This window comes from Arthrobacter sp. zg-Y1116, from assembly GCF_024385485.1.
Taxonomy (GTDB): Bacteria; Actinomycetota; Actinomycetes; order Actinomycetales; family Micrococcaceae; genus Arthrobacter_B.
The window spans coordinates 116,799-132,021 of record NZ_JANFLR010000005.1; the positions used below are offsets into that span (position 1 = coordinate 116,799).

Annotated in this window: 15 protein-coding genes; 10 read left to right on the forward strand and 5 right to left on the reverse strand. The window is 66.6% G+C overall.

Annotated elements, in window-relative coordinates; all coding sequences use genetic code 11:
* Positions 1–70: 70 nt before the first annotated feature.
* The 4 genes from NNX34_RS15305 to NNX34_RS15320 all read left to right on the forward strand — a co-directional run bounded on the left by NNX34_RS15305 (position 71) and on the right by NNX34_RS15320 (position 3,914).
* The gene (locus tag NNX34_RS15305) at positions 71–844 is read left to right on the forward strand and encodes an SDR family NAD(P)-dependent oxidoreductase (RefSeq protein WP_255767385.1); all 774 of its coding nucleotides are present in this window, start codon (positions 71–73) and stop codon (positions 842–844) included.
* Between the two features lie 5 nt (positions 845–849).
* Positions 850–2,070, forward strand: coding sequence for an acyl-CoA dehydrogenase family protein (locus NNX34_RS15310; RefSeq protein ID WP_255767386.1), 1,221 nt, complete (start codon positions 850–852; stop codon positions 2,068–2,070).
* 917 nt (positions 2,071–2,987) lie between these two features.
* Complete coding sequence (locus tag NNX34_RS15315; RefSeq protein WP_255767387.1) at positions 2,988–3,434, forward strand: hypothetical protein; 447 nt, start codon at positions 2,988–2,990, stop codon at positions 3,432–3,434.
* 174 nt (positions 3,435–3,608) lie between these two features.
* Entirely contained in the window at positions 3,609–3,914 is a 306-nt protein-coding gene (locus tag NNX34_RS15320) for a hypothetical protein (protein ID WP_227924039.1), read from the forward strand.
* Between the two features lie 25 nt (positions 3,915–3,939).
* Here NNX34_RS15320 and NNX34_RS15325 read toward each other — a convergent pair whose 3' ends face one another.
* Positions 3,940–4,845 (reverse strand): RluA family pseudouridine synthase, encoded by a 906-nt coding sequence (locus NNX34_RS15325; protein WP_255767439.1) that lies wholly within the window; start codon positions 4,843–4,845, stop codon positions 3,940–3,942.
* Positions 4,846–5,080: 235 nt separating this feature from the next.
* Here NNX34_RS15325 and NNX34_RS15330 point away from each other — a divergent pair, with 235 nt between their 5' ends.
* Positions 5,081–6,535, forward strand: a complete 1,455-nt coding sequence (locus tag NNX34_RS15330; protein WP_255767388.1) for a SulP family inorganic anion transporter — start codon at positions 5,081–5,083, stop codon at positions 6,533–6,535.
* Positions 6,536–6,566: 31 nt separating this feature from the next.
* On the opposite strand, the gene NNX34_RS15335 is transcribed toward NNX34_RS15330, so the two are convergent.
* Together NNX34_RS15335 and NNX34_RS15340 are read right to left on the reverse strand one after the other, a co-directional pair.
* On the reverse strand, positions 6,567–7,451 hold the full coding sequence (locus NNX34_RS15335) for a serine/threonine-protein kinase (RefSeq protein ID WP_255767390.1): 885 nt from the start codon (positions 7,449–7,451) through the stop codon (positions 6,567–6,569).
* Between the two features lie 122 nt (positions 7,452–7,573).
* Positions 7,574–8,098 (reverse strand): MarR family winged helix-turn-helix transcriptional regulator, encoded by a 525-nt coding sequence (locus NNX34_RS15340; RefSeq protein ID WP_255767391.1) that lies wholly within the window; start codon positions 8,096–8,098, stop codon positions 7,574–7,576.
* A 165-nt stretch (positions 8,099–8,263) separates the two neighbouring features.
* On the opposite strand from NNX34_RS15340, the gene NNX34_RS15345 reads away from it, so the two are divergent.
* Genes NNX34_RS15345 through NNX34_RS15360 form a run of 4 tightly spaced genes read left to right on the forward strand, consistent with a single transcriptional unit; the run spans position 8,264 to position 12,804 of the window.
* Positions 8,264–9,412, forward strand: a complete 1,149-nt coding sequence (locus NNX34_RS15345) for an ABC transporter substrate-binding protein (protein WP_255767392.1) — start codon at positions 8,264–8,266, stop codon at positions 9,410–9,412.
* A complete protein-coding gene (locus NNX34_RS15350; protein WP_255767393.1) occupies positions 9,387–10,535 on the forward strand; it encodes an iron ABC transporter permease in 1,149 nt (382 codons plus the stop codon). The genes NNX34_RS15345 and NNX34_RS15350 overlap by 26 nt, the downstream gene beginning before the upstream one ends.
* Positions 10,532–11,449 carry an ABC transporter ATP-binding protein gene (locus tag NNX34_RS15355; RefSeq protein WP_255767394.1) on the forward strand — a complete coding sequence of 306 codons (918 nt, stop codon included), beginning with the start codon at positions 10,532–10,534 and terminating at the stop codon, positions 11,447–11,449. The genes NNX34_RS15350 and NNX34_RS15355 overlap by 4 nt, the downstream gene beginning before the upstream one ends.
* Positions 11,446–12,804, forward strand: coding sequence for a hypothetical protein (locus NNX34_RS15360; protein ID WP_255767395.1), 1,359 nt, complete (start codon positions 11,446–11,448; stop codon positions 12,802–12,804). Before NNX34_RS15355 ends, NNX34_RS15360 begins: the two co-directional genes overlap by 4 nt.
* Before the next feature lie 40 nt (positions 12,805–12,844).
* Here the strand turns inward: NNX34_RS15360 and NNX34_RS15365 are convergent, their stop codons facing one another.
* The gene (locus NNX34_RS15365; protein WP_255767396.1) at positions 12,845–13,441 is read right to left on the reverse strand and encodes a LysE/ArgO family amino acid transporter; all 597 of its coding nucleotides are present in this window, start codon (positions 13,439–13,441) and stop codon (positions 12,845–12,847) included.
* 69 nt (positions 13,442–13,510) lie between these two features.
* On the opposite strand from NNX34_RS15365, the gene NNX34_RS15370 reads away from it, so the two are divergent.
* Positions 13,511–14,377: a LysR family transcriptional regulator ArgP gene (locus tag NNX34_RS15370; protein WP_255767397.1), complete on the forward strand. Its 867-nt coding sequence runs from the start codon at positions 13,511–13,513 to the stop codon at positions 14,375–14,377.
* A 16-nt stretch (positions 14,378–14,393) separates the two neighbouring features.
* On the opposite strand, the gene NNX34_RS15375 is transcribed toward NNX34_RS15370, so the two are convergent.
* Positions 14,394–15,191, reverse strand: a complete 798-nt coding sequence (locus NNX34_RS15375) for a DNA-formamidopyrimidine glycosylase family protein (protein ID WP_255767398.1) — start codon at positions 15,189–15,191, stop codon at positions 14,394–14,396.
* Positions 15,192–15,223 lie beyond the last annotated feature (32 nt).

Here is a 15,223-nt window from a genome sequence, read left to right on the forward strand (position 1 = left end):
CAGTAGGCTCGGATACTGCCGGTGTGACATAGACGACACTGCCGGTGAGCAAATCTGCCAGGAGGAACGCATGGACATCGCAGGCGCATCAGCCATAGTCACAGGGGGAGCGTCCGGACTCGGGCGGGCCACGGCGCGGAGGCTGTACGACGCCGGCGCCTCCGTGGTGTTGGTGGACCTGCCGCAGTCCGAGGGCCTTGCCTATGCAGCGGAACTCGGCGACAACGCCCGGTTCGTCCCCGGTGACGTCACCAACCCGGAACAGATGCAGGCCGCCGTCGAAGCAGCCATGGCTGCAGGACCGCTCCGGGTGGCCGTGAACTGCGCGGGTATCGCAACACCGGGCAAGGTGCTGGGCCGCGACGGCGTCCTTGCGCTGGAGGACTTTGCCCGCGTGGTCAGCGTGAACCTGATCGGCACCTTCAATGTCACCCGGCTCGCCGCCGCTGCCATGGCCGAAACCGATCCGGTCACCGCCAACGGGACCGAGGAACGCGGCGTCATCATCAACACCGCCTCCGTTGCCGCCTTTGACGGCCAGATCGGCCAGCCCGCCTACTCCGCCTCCAAGGGCGGCGTGGCCGCCATGACGCTCCCGCTGGCGCGTGAGCTGGCCCGGCACCTGATCCGGGTGGTCACCATCGCGCCGGGAATCTTCGAAACACCCATGATGGCGGGACTGCCGCAGGCCGCCCAGGATTCCCTGGCCGCACAGGTGCCGCACCCTTCGCGCCTGGGCCGGGCCACGGAATACGCCTCCCTGGCAGCCCACATCATTGAAAACCAGATGCTCAACGGCGAGACCATCCGCTTGGACGGCGCCATCCGGATGGGACCGCGCTGACCTTCATGAGCTCCTCCGCACCACTGCACCAACTGCCCGACGCCGATTTCTACGGTTTCGAAGACCTGCTCAGCGACACCGAGAAAGCCAAGCTTGCCGAACTGCGGCGCTTCCTCGCCGAGGAAGTGCTGCCGCACGCCGTGGACTGGTGGAACGAGGCGCGTTTCCCCTCCGACCTCCTGCCGAAGCTGGCACAGCTGGAACTTTCCACGCCTGTCCAGCAGGGCTACTCGCCGCTGTTCGCAGGCCTGGTGATCGCGGAAATGACGCGCGCCGACACCTCGCTCGCCACGTTCTTCATGGTCCACCATGACCTGTTTGTCGAAGCGCTGCATGTCTTTGGCTCCGAGGAGCAGAAGTCCCGGCTGCTCGACGACGCCCGTGCGCTGCGGATTACCGGTGCCTTCGCGCTGACCGAGCCGGAACACGGCTCCGATGTTGCCGGCGGCATGTCCACCACCGCCGTGCGCGACGGCGACACATGGGTGCTGAACGGTGCCAAACGCTGGATCGGCAACGGCACGTTCTGCGACTACATGGTCCTGTGGGCGCGGGAACCGGAAACCGGACACACCCGCGGTTTCCTGCTCGACGCGAACCTGCCCGGAGTAACCCGGACCCGGATCGAGAACAAGACCGCGCTGCGAACGGTGCAGAACGCGGACATTGTGCTGACTGACGTCCGGGTGCCCGCCGCTGACCTGCTCGCCGGCGTGGAAAGCTTCGACGACACCAAGCAGCTGCTGCAGGGATCCCGGATCATGGTCGGCTGGCAGGCGGTGGGAGCCCAGCTGGCCGCGTTCGACGTCGCCCGCGCGTACGCCGTCGAACGCCTGCAGTTCGGCCGCCCGCTGGCAGCCTTCCAGCTGATCCAGCAGCAGCTGGTGCAGATCCTCGGCAATGCGGTGGCCAGCACCGGAATGCTGGCCCGGGTTACCGAGCTCGAACACGGTGGCTACCCCGTACCCGGTAACGAAGCGCCCGTCGCCGGCACAGCCTCCGGGGATATGGCGCGGGCCGCCCTGGCGAAGTCCTACGCCAGTGCCAGGATGCGCGAAAGCGTGGCACTGGGCCGCAGCATCCTCGGCGGCAACGGGATTGTCACCGACTACCGGATGGCCAAGATCTTCGCCGACGCCGAGGCCATCTACACGTATGAAGGCACCTATGAGATCAACACGCTGATTGTCGGGCGGGACATCACCGGGGTATCGGCCCTGCGTTAGGGGTCTTCGCTGGATCCTGCGGGGTGGGGTCTGCTGCGTGCGTCGGGGTGGGTCCCCGTGGGGCCTGGAACGGCGGCAACGAAATTTCCGCGCTCGCAGAGCTCGCGGGAAATATTAAAGCCGCCTTATCCAGGCCCCTCCGGAGCCCCGGTTGGTGCAGGCAGCAGCGGAGCCCCGGCGTGCCGCCTTCGTCCAGACGCTTCGGTTTGTGCAGATCCCTTCGGTTTGTCGGGTTCCCCGCGTTGCGCGGCGCAGGGATTGCAACAAACCGCAGGGTTTCCGCCTGCGGGGTGGCTGAAAGGAGCCGGGCCGAACGCTGAACCGGTTAACTCGGGTGTTTGGCCCGTAAGGTCGCTCCGAAGCGATCCGGTTTTGCTCCGTTATGGGAAAAACCTGCCGGTTTGGGAAATCCCTGCCGCTGCGCAGCGGAGCGTTTTCCCAAACCGGCAGCAAATTCCCAAACCAGGCGGAAATCGCACGGCCGCTGGCCGAAAGGCTTGCCCGGGAAGCAGGGGCCCCAGTCCTGCGTGCCGAAGTGCCTTTGCCGCAGGCCGTTTCCGGGCGTTTCCCTACGATTTGTCCGAATCCCTTCGGTTTGTCGGGTTCCCCGCTTCGCGCGGCGCAGGGATCGACACAAACCCCAGGGATTGCCCCAAACCGCAGGGTTTCCCACCCCGGGTGGTTGCCCGCCCCGGGTGGTTGCCCGCCCCGGCGCAGAGGGAGCTGGCTGGCCGGGATAGAACCGGGCCAGAGTGTTGATTTCCACGGTTTCGAGGCCTGCACTTGGCGCTGACGGCCGGGCACCATTTGCTGCCCGGCGGAACGGCCGGGTGGCATGCCGCCCTCAGGATCAGTAGGCTTACTAAATGGGCCGCAGGAACAGCGGCCCGGTTCACCGGACGTGAAAGGCATGGTTTATGACCGAGCAGAGCATTCCCGATCCCGAGCTGGGCGACGATCCGGTTCTCGCCGACGACGTCGCCGCTGTGGCCACTCCGGACGAGCTGACGGTGGTGTCCGAAGACGAGCTGCTGGAGCAGGATGAGCTGGTGGACGCTGAAGACCTCACGTACCCCGGGGCAGCAGAAGACAACCCGGACAACTGGCAGGAAGACCCGCTGATCCGCGAGGAAGCACCGCTGAACGAACCCGGTGAGCTCTCCGATCAGACCCTCCGCGACGAGACCGCCGAAGAGCGCTTCCTGAACGGGGACACGCAGATTCCGCCGGAAGCACCGACCATCGGCGAGGCCGCCAACGACGTCGACTTCGGCGATCCGACGGTAGGCGACGAAGACGCCAGCGATGACCCCGCACACCGCGGCGGCGACCCGCTTGCCGATTTCAACCCGGACGACGTCTAAGCCGACGACGCCCCAGGCAACGGCGCATACGTTCATGGGGTCCGGCGAGAGTGGTCTACGGACTGCCCGCCGGGCCCCATGCCTGTGCCCGGCTCCTGCCCGTAACGGACGGGGTGCTGGTCCGGTGATGGACGGCGTCGCAGGCACCCCCGGCATCCGCACTAGGCTGGATCCATGCCTTCTTTCCGCGTCCAGTTGAATATTCTCGGACTGAAGCCGGGCAATCCGCCCGAGGCCGTCATGGAAACGGCCGTCGCCGCCCTGGGGGCCGCCCACCACGTGGAGGCAAACCAGCTGGATATCGTCTCCGGGGTTCCGCGGATCACGCTGCGTTTCACCGTCCCGGACGATGAATGGTCCGTGGAAAACTCACGGGCCCGCCGCGCCGCCATCAACATGCGTGCCGCAGTGGAAGAAGTAGCGAACGGGCAGGACCTGCGTGTGCTCCGGCGGATGCGCGGACGCTGGACGGTGTTGTAGGAGGACCTGCTGTAAAAGGACGGCCCTAGGCGCCGGGGAAAGCGTCCAAGGAAAGCCGGCTGCGGTACTCCACCGGCAGGCGGGTCAGCGGATCGGTGAACTGCACGGACCGCGCCAGCAGCTGCAGCGGCCGGGAATAGTCGTCCGGCGCCTGGGGCAGCAGCTCCGGGTAGAACGAATCATTCAGGATGCCGATGCCCTGCGATGCCATGTGCACCCGCAGCTGATGGGTCTTCCCCGTATGCGGCAGCAGCCGGTACCGGCCCAGCCCGCCGCTGGTCTCCATCAGCTCGATCCGGGTCTCCGCATTGGGTTCGCCCTCGACCTCCTGGGCCAGCAGGTAGGTGCGGGATTTGATCATCCGGCTGCGGACAATCCGCGGCAGGTCGAGGTCCTCCCGCACCGGAGCCACCGCTTCGTACTCCTTGCTGATCCGGCGCTTCTCGAAGAGGGTCTGGTACTTGCCCCGGGTCTCGGGGTTGGTGGAGAACAGCAGCACGCCGGCGGTCATGCGGTCCAGGCGGTGCATGGGAATCAGGTCCGGAATCCCCAATTGGACCCGCAGCCGCACCAGGGCCGACTCGGCCACGTACATGCCGCCCGGCGTCGTCGGCAGGAAATGCGGCTTGTCCACCACCAGCAGGTCCTCATCCTGGTGCAGGATGCCGATCTCCACCGGGATCCGCTCTTCGGGCGGAAGCTCCCGGTAGTACCAGATGAAGGTGTGCTCGGTCAGGGGAGTGGCCGCGGTCAGCGGAATGCCGCCCATGCCCACTACTTCACCGCGTTCGAACCGCTCTATGATTCCGTCCGGATCCACATGGCCGAACCGTTCAAGCACGTAGTCCATGGCGGTGTCCCACGGTCCTTCACCGGGAAGGCGCAGGCGGGTGGCGTTGACTCCGTTGCGCACGGGAAGCGGGGACTGCATCACGGTTTCAGGATATCGCGCGTGCGGGCTTAAATTGGGCTTGGCTGTTCTGGGTAGAACAGGCCCGCCCTCCTCGCAATCCAGGCAGATCCTGCCGCAGAAACCCCATCATCCGAAACGGAGCCCGGTGGCCACCGAACCATTTCTTCCTCCTGTTGACCAGAAGGAGCCGACGCGGACAGCGCCGCCTCCAACGACGACGCCGGCCCTGACGCCGGAAGAGCGCCAGTCGGTCATGCGTACCCTGCGTTCGCCGAAACTGCTCAAGACGGAGGTCCTGGCCGGACTGGTGGTGGCCCTTGCGCTCATCCCCGAGGCCCTGGCCTTCTCGGTCATTGCCGGGGTGGACCCGAGGATCGGCCTGTTTTCGGCCTTCACGATGGCTGTCTCCATCGCGTTCCTCGGCGGCCGTCCGGCCATGATTTCCGCCGCCACCGGGGCTGTGGCCCTCGTGATTGCACCGCTGGTGGCCTCCCACGGCGTGGAGTACATGATTGCCGCCGTGCTGCTGGCCGGGGTTTTCCAGGTGCTGCTGGCACTGCTTGGCGTGGCGAAACTCCTGCGCTTCATTCCGCGCCAGGTGATGGTCGGCTTCGTCAACGCGCTGGCCATCCTGATCTTCATTGCCCAGGTGCCCGAACTGCTGGGGGTGCCCTGGCTTGTCTATCCGCTCGTGGCGCTTGGGCTGTTGATCGTCTTCGGCCTGCCCCGGCTCACGGCGGCGGTGCCGGCGTCGTTGGTGGCCATCGTGGTCCTCACGGCCATCACGGTGTTCGCGTCCCTTTCCGTCCCGACCGTCGGGGACAAAGGCGAACTGCCGGACAGCCTGCCGTCGCTGTTGCTGCCCGATGTGCCCTTCAGCCTCGACACCCTGCAGGTGGTCTTCCCCTACGCACTGGCCGTGGCATTTGTGGGGCTGCTGGAATCGCTGATGACGGCCAAGCTGGTGGATGATGTCACCGACACCCGCTCCAACAAGACCCGCGAAGCCTGGGGCCAGGGTGCAGCCAACCTCATTACCGGATTCTTCGGCGGCATGGGCGGATGCGCGATGATCGGCCAGACCATGATCAATGTGAAGGGCTCCGGTGCCCGAACCCGGATTTCCACGTTCCTGGCCGGGGTATTCCTGCTCCTCCTGGTGGTTGTCCTGGGAGACGTTGTGGCCCTGATTCCGATGGCAGCCCTGGTGGCCGTGATGATCTTCGTGGCGGTCACCAGCTTCGACTGGCACAGCATCCGCCCGTCCACACTGAAGATGATGCCCAAGAGTGAAACCGCCGTCATGCTGGCCACCGTGGCCGTGACCGTCTGGACCCACAACCTGGCCAGCGGCGTCGGCGTCGGGGTGCTGGTGGCCATGGTGCTGTTCGCGCGCCGGGTGGCGCACTTCGTCACCGTGGATCGCACGGTCACCGGGAACGACGCCGATGCCACCGCCGTCTATACGGTGAACGGCGAGCTGTTCTTCGCTTCCTCGAATGATTTGTATTCCCAGTTCGAGTACGTCCTGGATCCGGCGAATGTGGTCATTGACCTGAGTGGCTCCCACGTCTGGGACGCGTCAACCGTGGCTGCGCTCGACGCCGTGACGGAGAAGTACCGGCGGCGCGGAACCGAGGTGCGGATCACCGGACTGAATGGGGCCAGCGGCCAGATGCGCGAACGGATGGCCGGCAAGCTGCCCTAGCTGCCGGCCGCGTCCGCGCGGTTGCCCGTGTTCAGGCGGCGGCGGCGTGTGCGGGCTGCTGCAGGGAGGCCAGCTCCACCCGGCACTGCTCGGCGCTGGGGCGTTCGCGCGGCGAGAGCGAGGTCATGGCGGACAGCAGCGACCGCCATCCGGCGGGGAGCGCGGGCGGGATCACCGGTCCGCGGACCGTCCGGGCCACCATGGATTCGACCTGCGGCAGGTCGAAGGTGCGGACCCCCGTCAGGCATTCGAGCAGGACAAGTCCCAGCGAGTAAATATCCGTGGCGGAGGTCAGGGGTGCGCGCCGCACCTGCTCGGGACTCATGTAGGGCAGGCTCCCGTAGGACGGTTCCTTATCCCCGACCCCCTGGCTGCTGACGGCGATGCCCAGATCCGTGATTTTGGCGTGGCCGGTTGCCGGATCCACCAGGATGTTCGAGGGTTTCACGTCCCGGTGGATGTACCCCGCAGCATGCACGCCGCCAAGTCCGGCGGCGAGCTCGACGCCGAGCCGCGCAGCGTCGCTGGGCGGCAGCCCGCCGGAGAGGTTCTGCCGGAGGTCGGTGCCCTGCACCAGTTCCAGGACCAGGTACGGCGTCTGCACGCCGGTGCCGGGGTGGCTGATGGTGCCCGTGGAAATCATCCGAACCACGTGCGGATTCTCGACGGCCCGCAGCGCGGCCGCTTCCCGGATGGCTTCATGCCCCTCCGGCCTGTGCCCAAGCGGGGCGGAAAAGATCTTTACCGCCACCTTCTCCAGGGACGCCAGATCGGTAGCCCGCCAGACGTAGCCGGCAGTGCCCCGCCCGATAGGTTCGTCCAGGCAGAACCGGCCGCCGATGAGTACATGGGCGCTAAAGCCCGAGGCGTCGGAAACAGGGGATGCTGCGGTTCTTGATGCTGGATACCTGTCCATGCCGCCCCCGGATTATTAGCTAGTTTTTCTATTTACTAATCCGGCTAACGATAGGATGGGTGCGCAGTTGAGTCCAGCTTTCGGGTCTGGATTCCCGGTGCGACGACAAATCCCGGGCGGGATCAGTGCTGCGGCTTCCCCGGATCCGGCTTCGGTTCCTCCAGCGCGGAACGCAGGCGGTCCATAAAGGAAATGACAATCCCGGCTTCCTCCGGTGACAGCTCTGCCGCGGCCTGCATCATGCGCCGGTGCATATCACCCACGGTCTGGCGAACATCGGCGTCCGATGCGTCGGTGGGGACAATCTCCCAGGCGCGGCGGTCATTGGGCCGGGCACGCCGTCGGACGTATCCGCCGCGTTCCAGCCGGTCGATAAGTGCAGTGGTGGAGGCGGTGGAGATCCCAAGGAGCCGGCTCAGGTCCTTGGGGCTGAGGCTTCCACCGGCCTGCCGGGCCTGCATCAGGCAGCGCATGGCCAGGAGGTCGTTTTCGTTCATCCCCATGGCACCCTGAGTGCGTCGGCGGACCAGGGTCTCGGCGGCGCGGTAGCTGCGCACTGCATCCAGCACGGCGCGGGCTTTTGGATGCTCCGGATCGGGGCCGTACCAGTAGCCGTCCTGCTCCGGGAGCTGTTTTGGGGTGTCCATTCGTCCAATCCTAGCCTCGCTGGAAGGTAGGACGCCTAGGAATTAATGCGATGCATTTCACACTGCAATTAGGGCATAAAAACGTGATGTAATCTCTTCGGCTGTGGTCAGATGTTAGGTGTCCCCTTAGGTAATCCTTACCTCTCGCCTGCGATAGGAACGTCCTTGACTGCACCCGAAATCTCCCCGTCCGGTCCCAAAACCGGACCCTCGCGCCGCAATATCCTGGGCGGAGCCGGGCTCGGCTTCCTGGCCTTGGCGCTGGGGGCCTGCTCCACCCGTGACACTGTGGCGGCGGCAGGGAATGCGGCAGGATCCGGCGGTTTCACCGTGACTGATATGCGCGGCGTCCAGGTTTCCTTCGATGGGCCGGTGCAGAAAATCGCCACCACCGTCATCCCCTCTCCCTCCATGCTGGCTGCCGTGGACGGCGGGTACGCCAAGATCGTGGGCATCAATGAATCCACGCTGCAGGCCAACCGGCAGGGCCTGTTCGGGGAGATGTTCCCCGATTCGAAAACCACCACCACCATCGCGCCGTCGAGCTTCACCCCCAACATCGAGACCATCACCAAACTGGAGCCCGACGTTGTGTTCCAGTGGGCGGACCAGGGCGACGGACTTGTGGAGCCGCTGGAAAACGCCGGCTTCAAAACGGTCTGCCTGCTCTACGGAACGCAGGAATACCTGGAAACCTGGGTGTCCCTGTTCGCCACCATCCTCGGCAAGCCTGAGCGCGGCACCGAAATCGTGGACTGGATGCACGCCGAAATCGGCCGGCTGGAGGATGAACTCGCCGCGGTTTCCACGCCCGTGCGGGTGGTCCACCTGGGCCAGTCCGGCGACGGCTATTCGGCCTCCAACAAGTCCTCCTACATGCACTACTGGATGGAGCTGGCCGGCGGGCAGAACATGGCGGCGGAGAACCTTTCCGCCGAGAACGTGGTCAGCGCCGAGCAGCTGATTGAGTGGGATCCCGAGGTCATCACGCTGGGCGGCTTCGATACCCGCACCCCGGCCGAGGTCTACGCGGATCCCTCCCTCGCCTCCGTATCTGCCGTGAAAAACCGCCGGGTCTACAAGGCCCCGCTGGGTGGCTATCGCTGGGAGGTTCCCTGCGCCGAGTCCCCGCTGATGTGGCAGTGGGCAGCCGAGGTGTTCCATCCCGGCCGCACCAGCAACACCATGCGCGCCGCCATGAAGGAAAAGATTGCGTACCTCTACGGGTACGAAGTGAGCGAAGCCCAGATTGATGCCGCACTGCGGCTGGACCTGAACGGCGCCAGCGTTGGCTACGACGTCTTCCGCGGCTGAGATGGCGGCTCCGCATAGCTCCAGCGCACCTGCACCTGCCCGTGACGGCTCGACATCGCCGTCGTCCGCAGGTGCCCCGCCGTCGTCGGCCCGCCGCCGGTTGATCCTGCCGCTCTGCGTCCTGATCCTGTGTGCGGTGGCCCTGGTTTCCATGGCCGCCGGCCGGTACTGGGTGCCGCCGAACGAAATCCTGCGCATCCTGTTCAACGAAGTCACCGCACTCTTCGGCGGCGAAGGGATGCTCCGCCGGACCTGGACCGACCAGGAAGCCACCGTGGTCCTGGATGTACGGCTGCCTCGCGTGCTGCTGGCCTTCCTGGTGGGCGGAGCGCTCTCGCTCGGCGGCGCCTGCCTGCAGGCGCTGTTCCGCAATCCGCTGGTCAGCCCGGACATTATCGGCGTCACTGCCGGGGCGTCCTTCGGCGGGGTACTGGTGCTCACCCTCGGCCTGTCCGGCGGCTGGATGGTCGGCGGTGCCTTCGGGTTCGGACTGGCCGCACTCGCCGGCGTCCTGCTGCTGGGCCGGCTGGGCGGACGGGACAACGCCATGCTGATGATCGTCCTGGGCGGGATTGTGGTGGCGGCGTTCTTCAACGCGCTGGTCTCCTTCATGACCTACCTGGCCGACCCGTACTCCGAACTGCCCTCGATCGTGCACTGGCTGCTCGGTTCCATCGCCGCGGCCAGCTATGACAAGGTGCTCACCGCACTGGTCCCGGTGGCAATCGGCGCGGTGATAGTCCTGGCCCTGCGCTGGCGCCTGAATGTGCTGTCCCTGGGGGACGACGACGCCGCCGCGCTGGGCGTGAATCCGCAGCGCTCCCGGGTGGTGCTTTTGTGTGCCGTTGCCCTGATGACGGCAGGCACCGTCGCCGTGGCGGGGGCCGTCGGCTGGGTGGGACTCGTGGTTCCGCACCTCGCCCGGATCTGGGTGGGACCGGACCACCGGATCCTGCTGCCGGCGTCGTTGCTGTTGGGCGGTACCTACCTGATGCTCATCGACACCCTTAGCCGTTCCATCAGCAGCAGCGAACTTCCGCTCGGCATCCTCACCGCCATCATCGGCGCCCCCGTCTTCGTGCTGCTGCTGGCCCGTTCGCAGAAGAAAGCCGAGCTCTCATGACCCTCGTTTCCCTGCCCCGCCCGGTTCCCGGGGATCCCCTGACGGGCAGCCCGGTGGCTGACTCCGCACCGCTGCTGCAGGCCACCGGCCTCGGTTTCCGTTATTCCCGGCTGCGTCCGTGGCTCTTCCGGAACCTGGAATTTTCCTTGGAACGCGGGGAGGTCCTGTCCATCCTGGGGCCCAACGCCCGCGGCAAAACCACGCTGCTCAAGTGCCTCTCCGGGCTGCTTGCCCCGCGTGAGGGCACGGTTCACGGTGCGCCAGGCATCGGATACGTGCCCCAGGACCACGGCGCGGGTCCGTCCTTCACGGTCGCCGACATGGTGCTGATGGGCTGCACCCGGCACCTGCGCGCCTATCAGACTCCGCGCCCGGAGGACCATGCCGCCGCCGATGCGGCCATGGAACGGGTAGGCGTGGCAGGCTGGGCCGGACGCGACTATTCCACCCTCTCCGGCGGGCAGCGGCAGCTGGTGCTGATTGCCCGGGCCGTGGCCTCGGGCTGCGAACTGCTCGTCCTGGACGAACCGGCGTCGGCACTGGACCTGAACAACCAGTCCCGCGTGCTGAGCGTGCTCACCGGACTGGCCGCGGAGGGCATGGGCGTCATCATGACCACCCATCATCCTGACCACGCACTCCACGTGTCCCGCAACGCACTGCTGTTTGTCGGCAGCCACGACGTCCGCTGGGGACCTACCGAGGAGCTGCTTACCGGCCCCGCCCTCTCCGAGGTCTACGGCCTGCCGATCTGCACCCCCACCGTGGGCACGGTATCCGGCGAACGCGTGATCGCGGTCCCGGATTTCGGCCCGTCCTGCCGTGCCTGCCCGGTGCCCGGCGCAGTCGGGGCACCGGCGCCAGGGCCGACTCCGGTGGAAATACGAACACCCCTTGGAAAGGAACACCCGTGATTATCCGCTTGATCGGCGGCACGCCGATGCGTGGCCAGACCGACACCACCTGGCGCGGCGCCTTCGAGGATGTCGACGCCTACGACCTCGACGACGACGCCGCCCGCGCCCGGATCCTCTCGGCCGACGGGCTGGTGATCGGCGGCGGCGTGGACCATCTCCTGCTGGGCAAGCACCGCGAAGCGCTCACCGGCTTTGTCCGCGCCGGCGGCCGGGTACTGGTCAACGGCCAGGTGGTTAAGCCTTTCATCGACGGGCTGGCGGTCTGGCGCAAGCTGGAATTCCGCGGCGCGCAGGACGTCCGGCCGCATCCGGTCTCTCCACACCCGGTCTGGACAGGCATTGACTACCGGGACCTGCACTACCGCACCGGGGTGCCCGGAACCCACAGCTACGAGCGGTTGGAGGAGATCGGCGTCGCCGGTTTCTACGGCCGCGGCTATCACCTGGACCTGCCCGAGAGCGCGACCGTGGTCACCGGCATCGGCCAGTACCTGCTCCCGCTGGACTACAGCTACAGGATCGGCTCCGGCGAAGTGCTGGTGCACGGCGGCAACGACCTGGAGAGCTTCAGCGACGATCAGTATTCCGCCCGCGTGCTGGGCCCGAACCTGGTGCAGTGGCTGGAAGCCGGGGAACGCACCGCGGCCGAGCCGGCCCCCGCCCCCGCTCCTGCCGTCGTCGGACCCCGGCCCTCCGCCGTTTCACGCACCGAGGGATCAGCCGCCCCGCGGATCGGGCTGCTGCACTGCGGCACCTTCCAGCCCCTGCGGACCCTGGCCGACCCGGCCCTGGCGCCGTACCGGCTGGAGTCCGTTTATCTTCCGGACGCCGATCCGGCCGTACTCGCGGACCTGGACGTGGTGATTGTCAGCGACCGGCTGCATCAGGGCCAGCTTGGGCGCTTTGTTCCGGCCATCCTGGCCGCTTTGTCCGACCCGGGGAAAACCGTGATCGTGCTTGGTGAGAACAAGGTTGAACAGTGGCTGCCGGGCGTCGGCTACAGTTTCCGCCCCACGGTGTTCTGGATGTGGCGCACCGGCGAGGACAACGGCACCCGGCTGCGGCTGCCTGAGGATCCGATGTGGGAGTTCTTCACCCCCTGGTCGGTGTCCTGGCATCATCACGGGCTGTTGCATCCGCGTCCCGGTGCCCGCTCGCTGGTGGTGATGGAAGAGGACGGCGCCGAATCCGGCACGCTGCTGTATGTGGATGAGGCAAACCAGCCTGCCCGCCTGCTGGTGACCACCATGGACCCGGTCTACCACCACGGATCCGGCTTTATGCCCGGCGCTTCCCAGCTGCTGTACTCGCTGCTGCGCTGGGTCACGGCCACGCACGCCCCGCGGGCCTAGCCGGCGAGCACGCACGGCCGGACCACCGCCGTCGTCCGGATCAGCCCAAGACCAGCCGGACGGCGAGGAACAGCATAACGACGCCGATCAGCAGGTCCACAATCTGCCAGGTGCGCGGCCGGTTCAGCACCCCAGATAAGCTGCGGGCACCGTAGCCCAGCGCGGTAAACCAGATGAGGCTGCCGACTGCGGCGCCGGCGGCGAAAATCCAGCGCGTGTCTGAACCGTACTGGTTTGCCAGGCTGCCCAGCAGCACCACGGTGTCCAGATACACGTGCGGGTTCAGGAAGGTCAGGGCAAGGGTGGTCAGGATGACGGTGCCCTTGGCCCGCGGTGCCTGTGCTTCCAGTGCCGAGGGCCTGGCGGCGGAGATCAGCGAGCGGATACCCCACCAGGCGAGATAGGCGGCGCCGGCCCAGCGCAGGATGTCCAGGACCGCCGGGAAACGGGACACCAATGCCCCGATTCCGGCGGTGCCGCCGAAGATCAACAGGGCATCGCTGATGATGCACAGGGCCACTACCGCGCCGATGTGTTCCCGCCGCAGTCCCTGCCGCAGGACGAAGGCATTCTGCGCCCCGATGGCCACAATCAGTCCGAAACCGGTGACCATTCCGGTTGCCCAGATACTTAGCATTCCTCGACGGTAACCAGCTGCAGTGGTTCAGACAAACGAATGATTTGAAGGATGCATTAGGTTTGCTTCATGAACTTTGAGCATCTCCGCGCACTGTCCGCCGTCGTAGACGAGGGCACGTTCGAAGCGGCGGCGGATCGGCTGCATATCAGTCCGTCCGCGGTAAGCCAGCGCATCAAGGCATTGGAAAGCTCCGTGGGCCAGGTCGTCATTCGCCGGGGGACACCCTGCACTCCGACGGATGCGGGCATGGTTCTGCTGCGCATGGCACGGCAGGTGCAGCTGCTGGAAGGGGAAACCCGTTCCGCGCTCTCGGGTGGCACGTCACCGCGGACGCCGACGCCGGTGGCCGTCAACGCGGACTCCCTCGCCACATGGTTCGTCCCCGTCCTCTCTGAAGCAGCCGAGTGGACGGACAGCACCCTGGACCTGCACGTCGAAGACCAGGACCACAGTGCGCAGCTGTTGCGCCAAGGGGACGTAATCGGCGCCGTCACTGCCGATCCGACACCGGTCAACGGCTGCAGGGTCGAGGCCTTGGGCGCCATGCGTTATCTCCCGGTGTCGACGCCTGACCTGCAGCAGCGCTTCGCGCGCGAAGACGGTGTCGATTGGGCAGCCATGCCGGTGGTTCAATTCAATGCCAAGGACGATCTGCAGCGCCGGTTCCTGCAGGCACGCGGCGTTGACGGACGACCGCCCCGGCACACGATCCCGTCCTCGGAGGCCTTCGTGGCTGCGGTCCGTGCAGGACTCGGCTGGGGCATGCTGCCGGAACTGCAGTTGGGTAACGAGCTCAAGGACGGGACGTTGGTGCTGCTCGATGAGCGTGCGCACCGGGACGTCCTGCTGTACTGGCAGGCCTGGAAGCTGGACTCGGAACGGCTGCACCGCATCGGTGACTCAATCCGGCGGGCCGGCCGGCAGCTCAGGTAAGGAAGCCCGACCCCGGCTAACTCGGAAACGGCTGGCAGTGCGGGCAGTAATACAGGTCCCGCATTTCCATCTCGGTGTCGCCGAGCAGCTCATGCGCCACCTTGGTGCCGCAGCGCAGGCAGCCCCGCCGTTCCCGGCGATAGACCCAGAGCTGGTCCCGGCCCATGGCGCCGGTGGTGATCCGGCGGGAGCGGGCCTTATTGACCTCCAAGAGGCGCTTGGACAGGTCCACCAGGCGGGGTAGATCCGGGACGTCCGAGACCGGGGTCAGCGGGTGGATGCCGGCCAGGAAGCACAGCTCGCACCGGTAGATGTTGCCGATTCCGGCGAGGTTCCGCTGGTCCAGCAGGGCAAGGCCGATGGGCCGGTCCGGCTGGGCGGAGAGGCGGCGCAGCGCTTCTTCGGCGTCCCAGTCGGGCCCCAGCAGGTCCGGGCCGAGGTAGCCGACGGCGTCATCCTCGTCCGACCGGGGCAGGACCCGAAGGAACCCGAGGTCGAAGCCGACCACCTGGTGGGTGTCCGTTTCGAGGATGCAGCGGGCCTTGAACGCGGGCCGGCGCCACTTCTCGCCGCGCGCGTAAACGTGCCAAAGCCCCTCCATTTTCAGGTGGGAGTGGAGGATCCAGCCGTCCACGGGATCGCCGCCGCGGATCAGCAGATGCTTGCCGCGGGACACGACGTCCTGCACGGCGGAGCCGGTGAAATCGGTGGTGGCGAATTTCGGGACGCGGATATCGCACCGGGTGAGCTCTTTGCCGGCCAGGACGGCATTGAGGTCCCTCGCCGCCCGCCAGATGGTATCGCCCTCAGGCACGGTTCCTCCCCGGTTCGACTCCGCACTGGGCC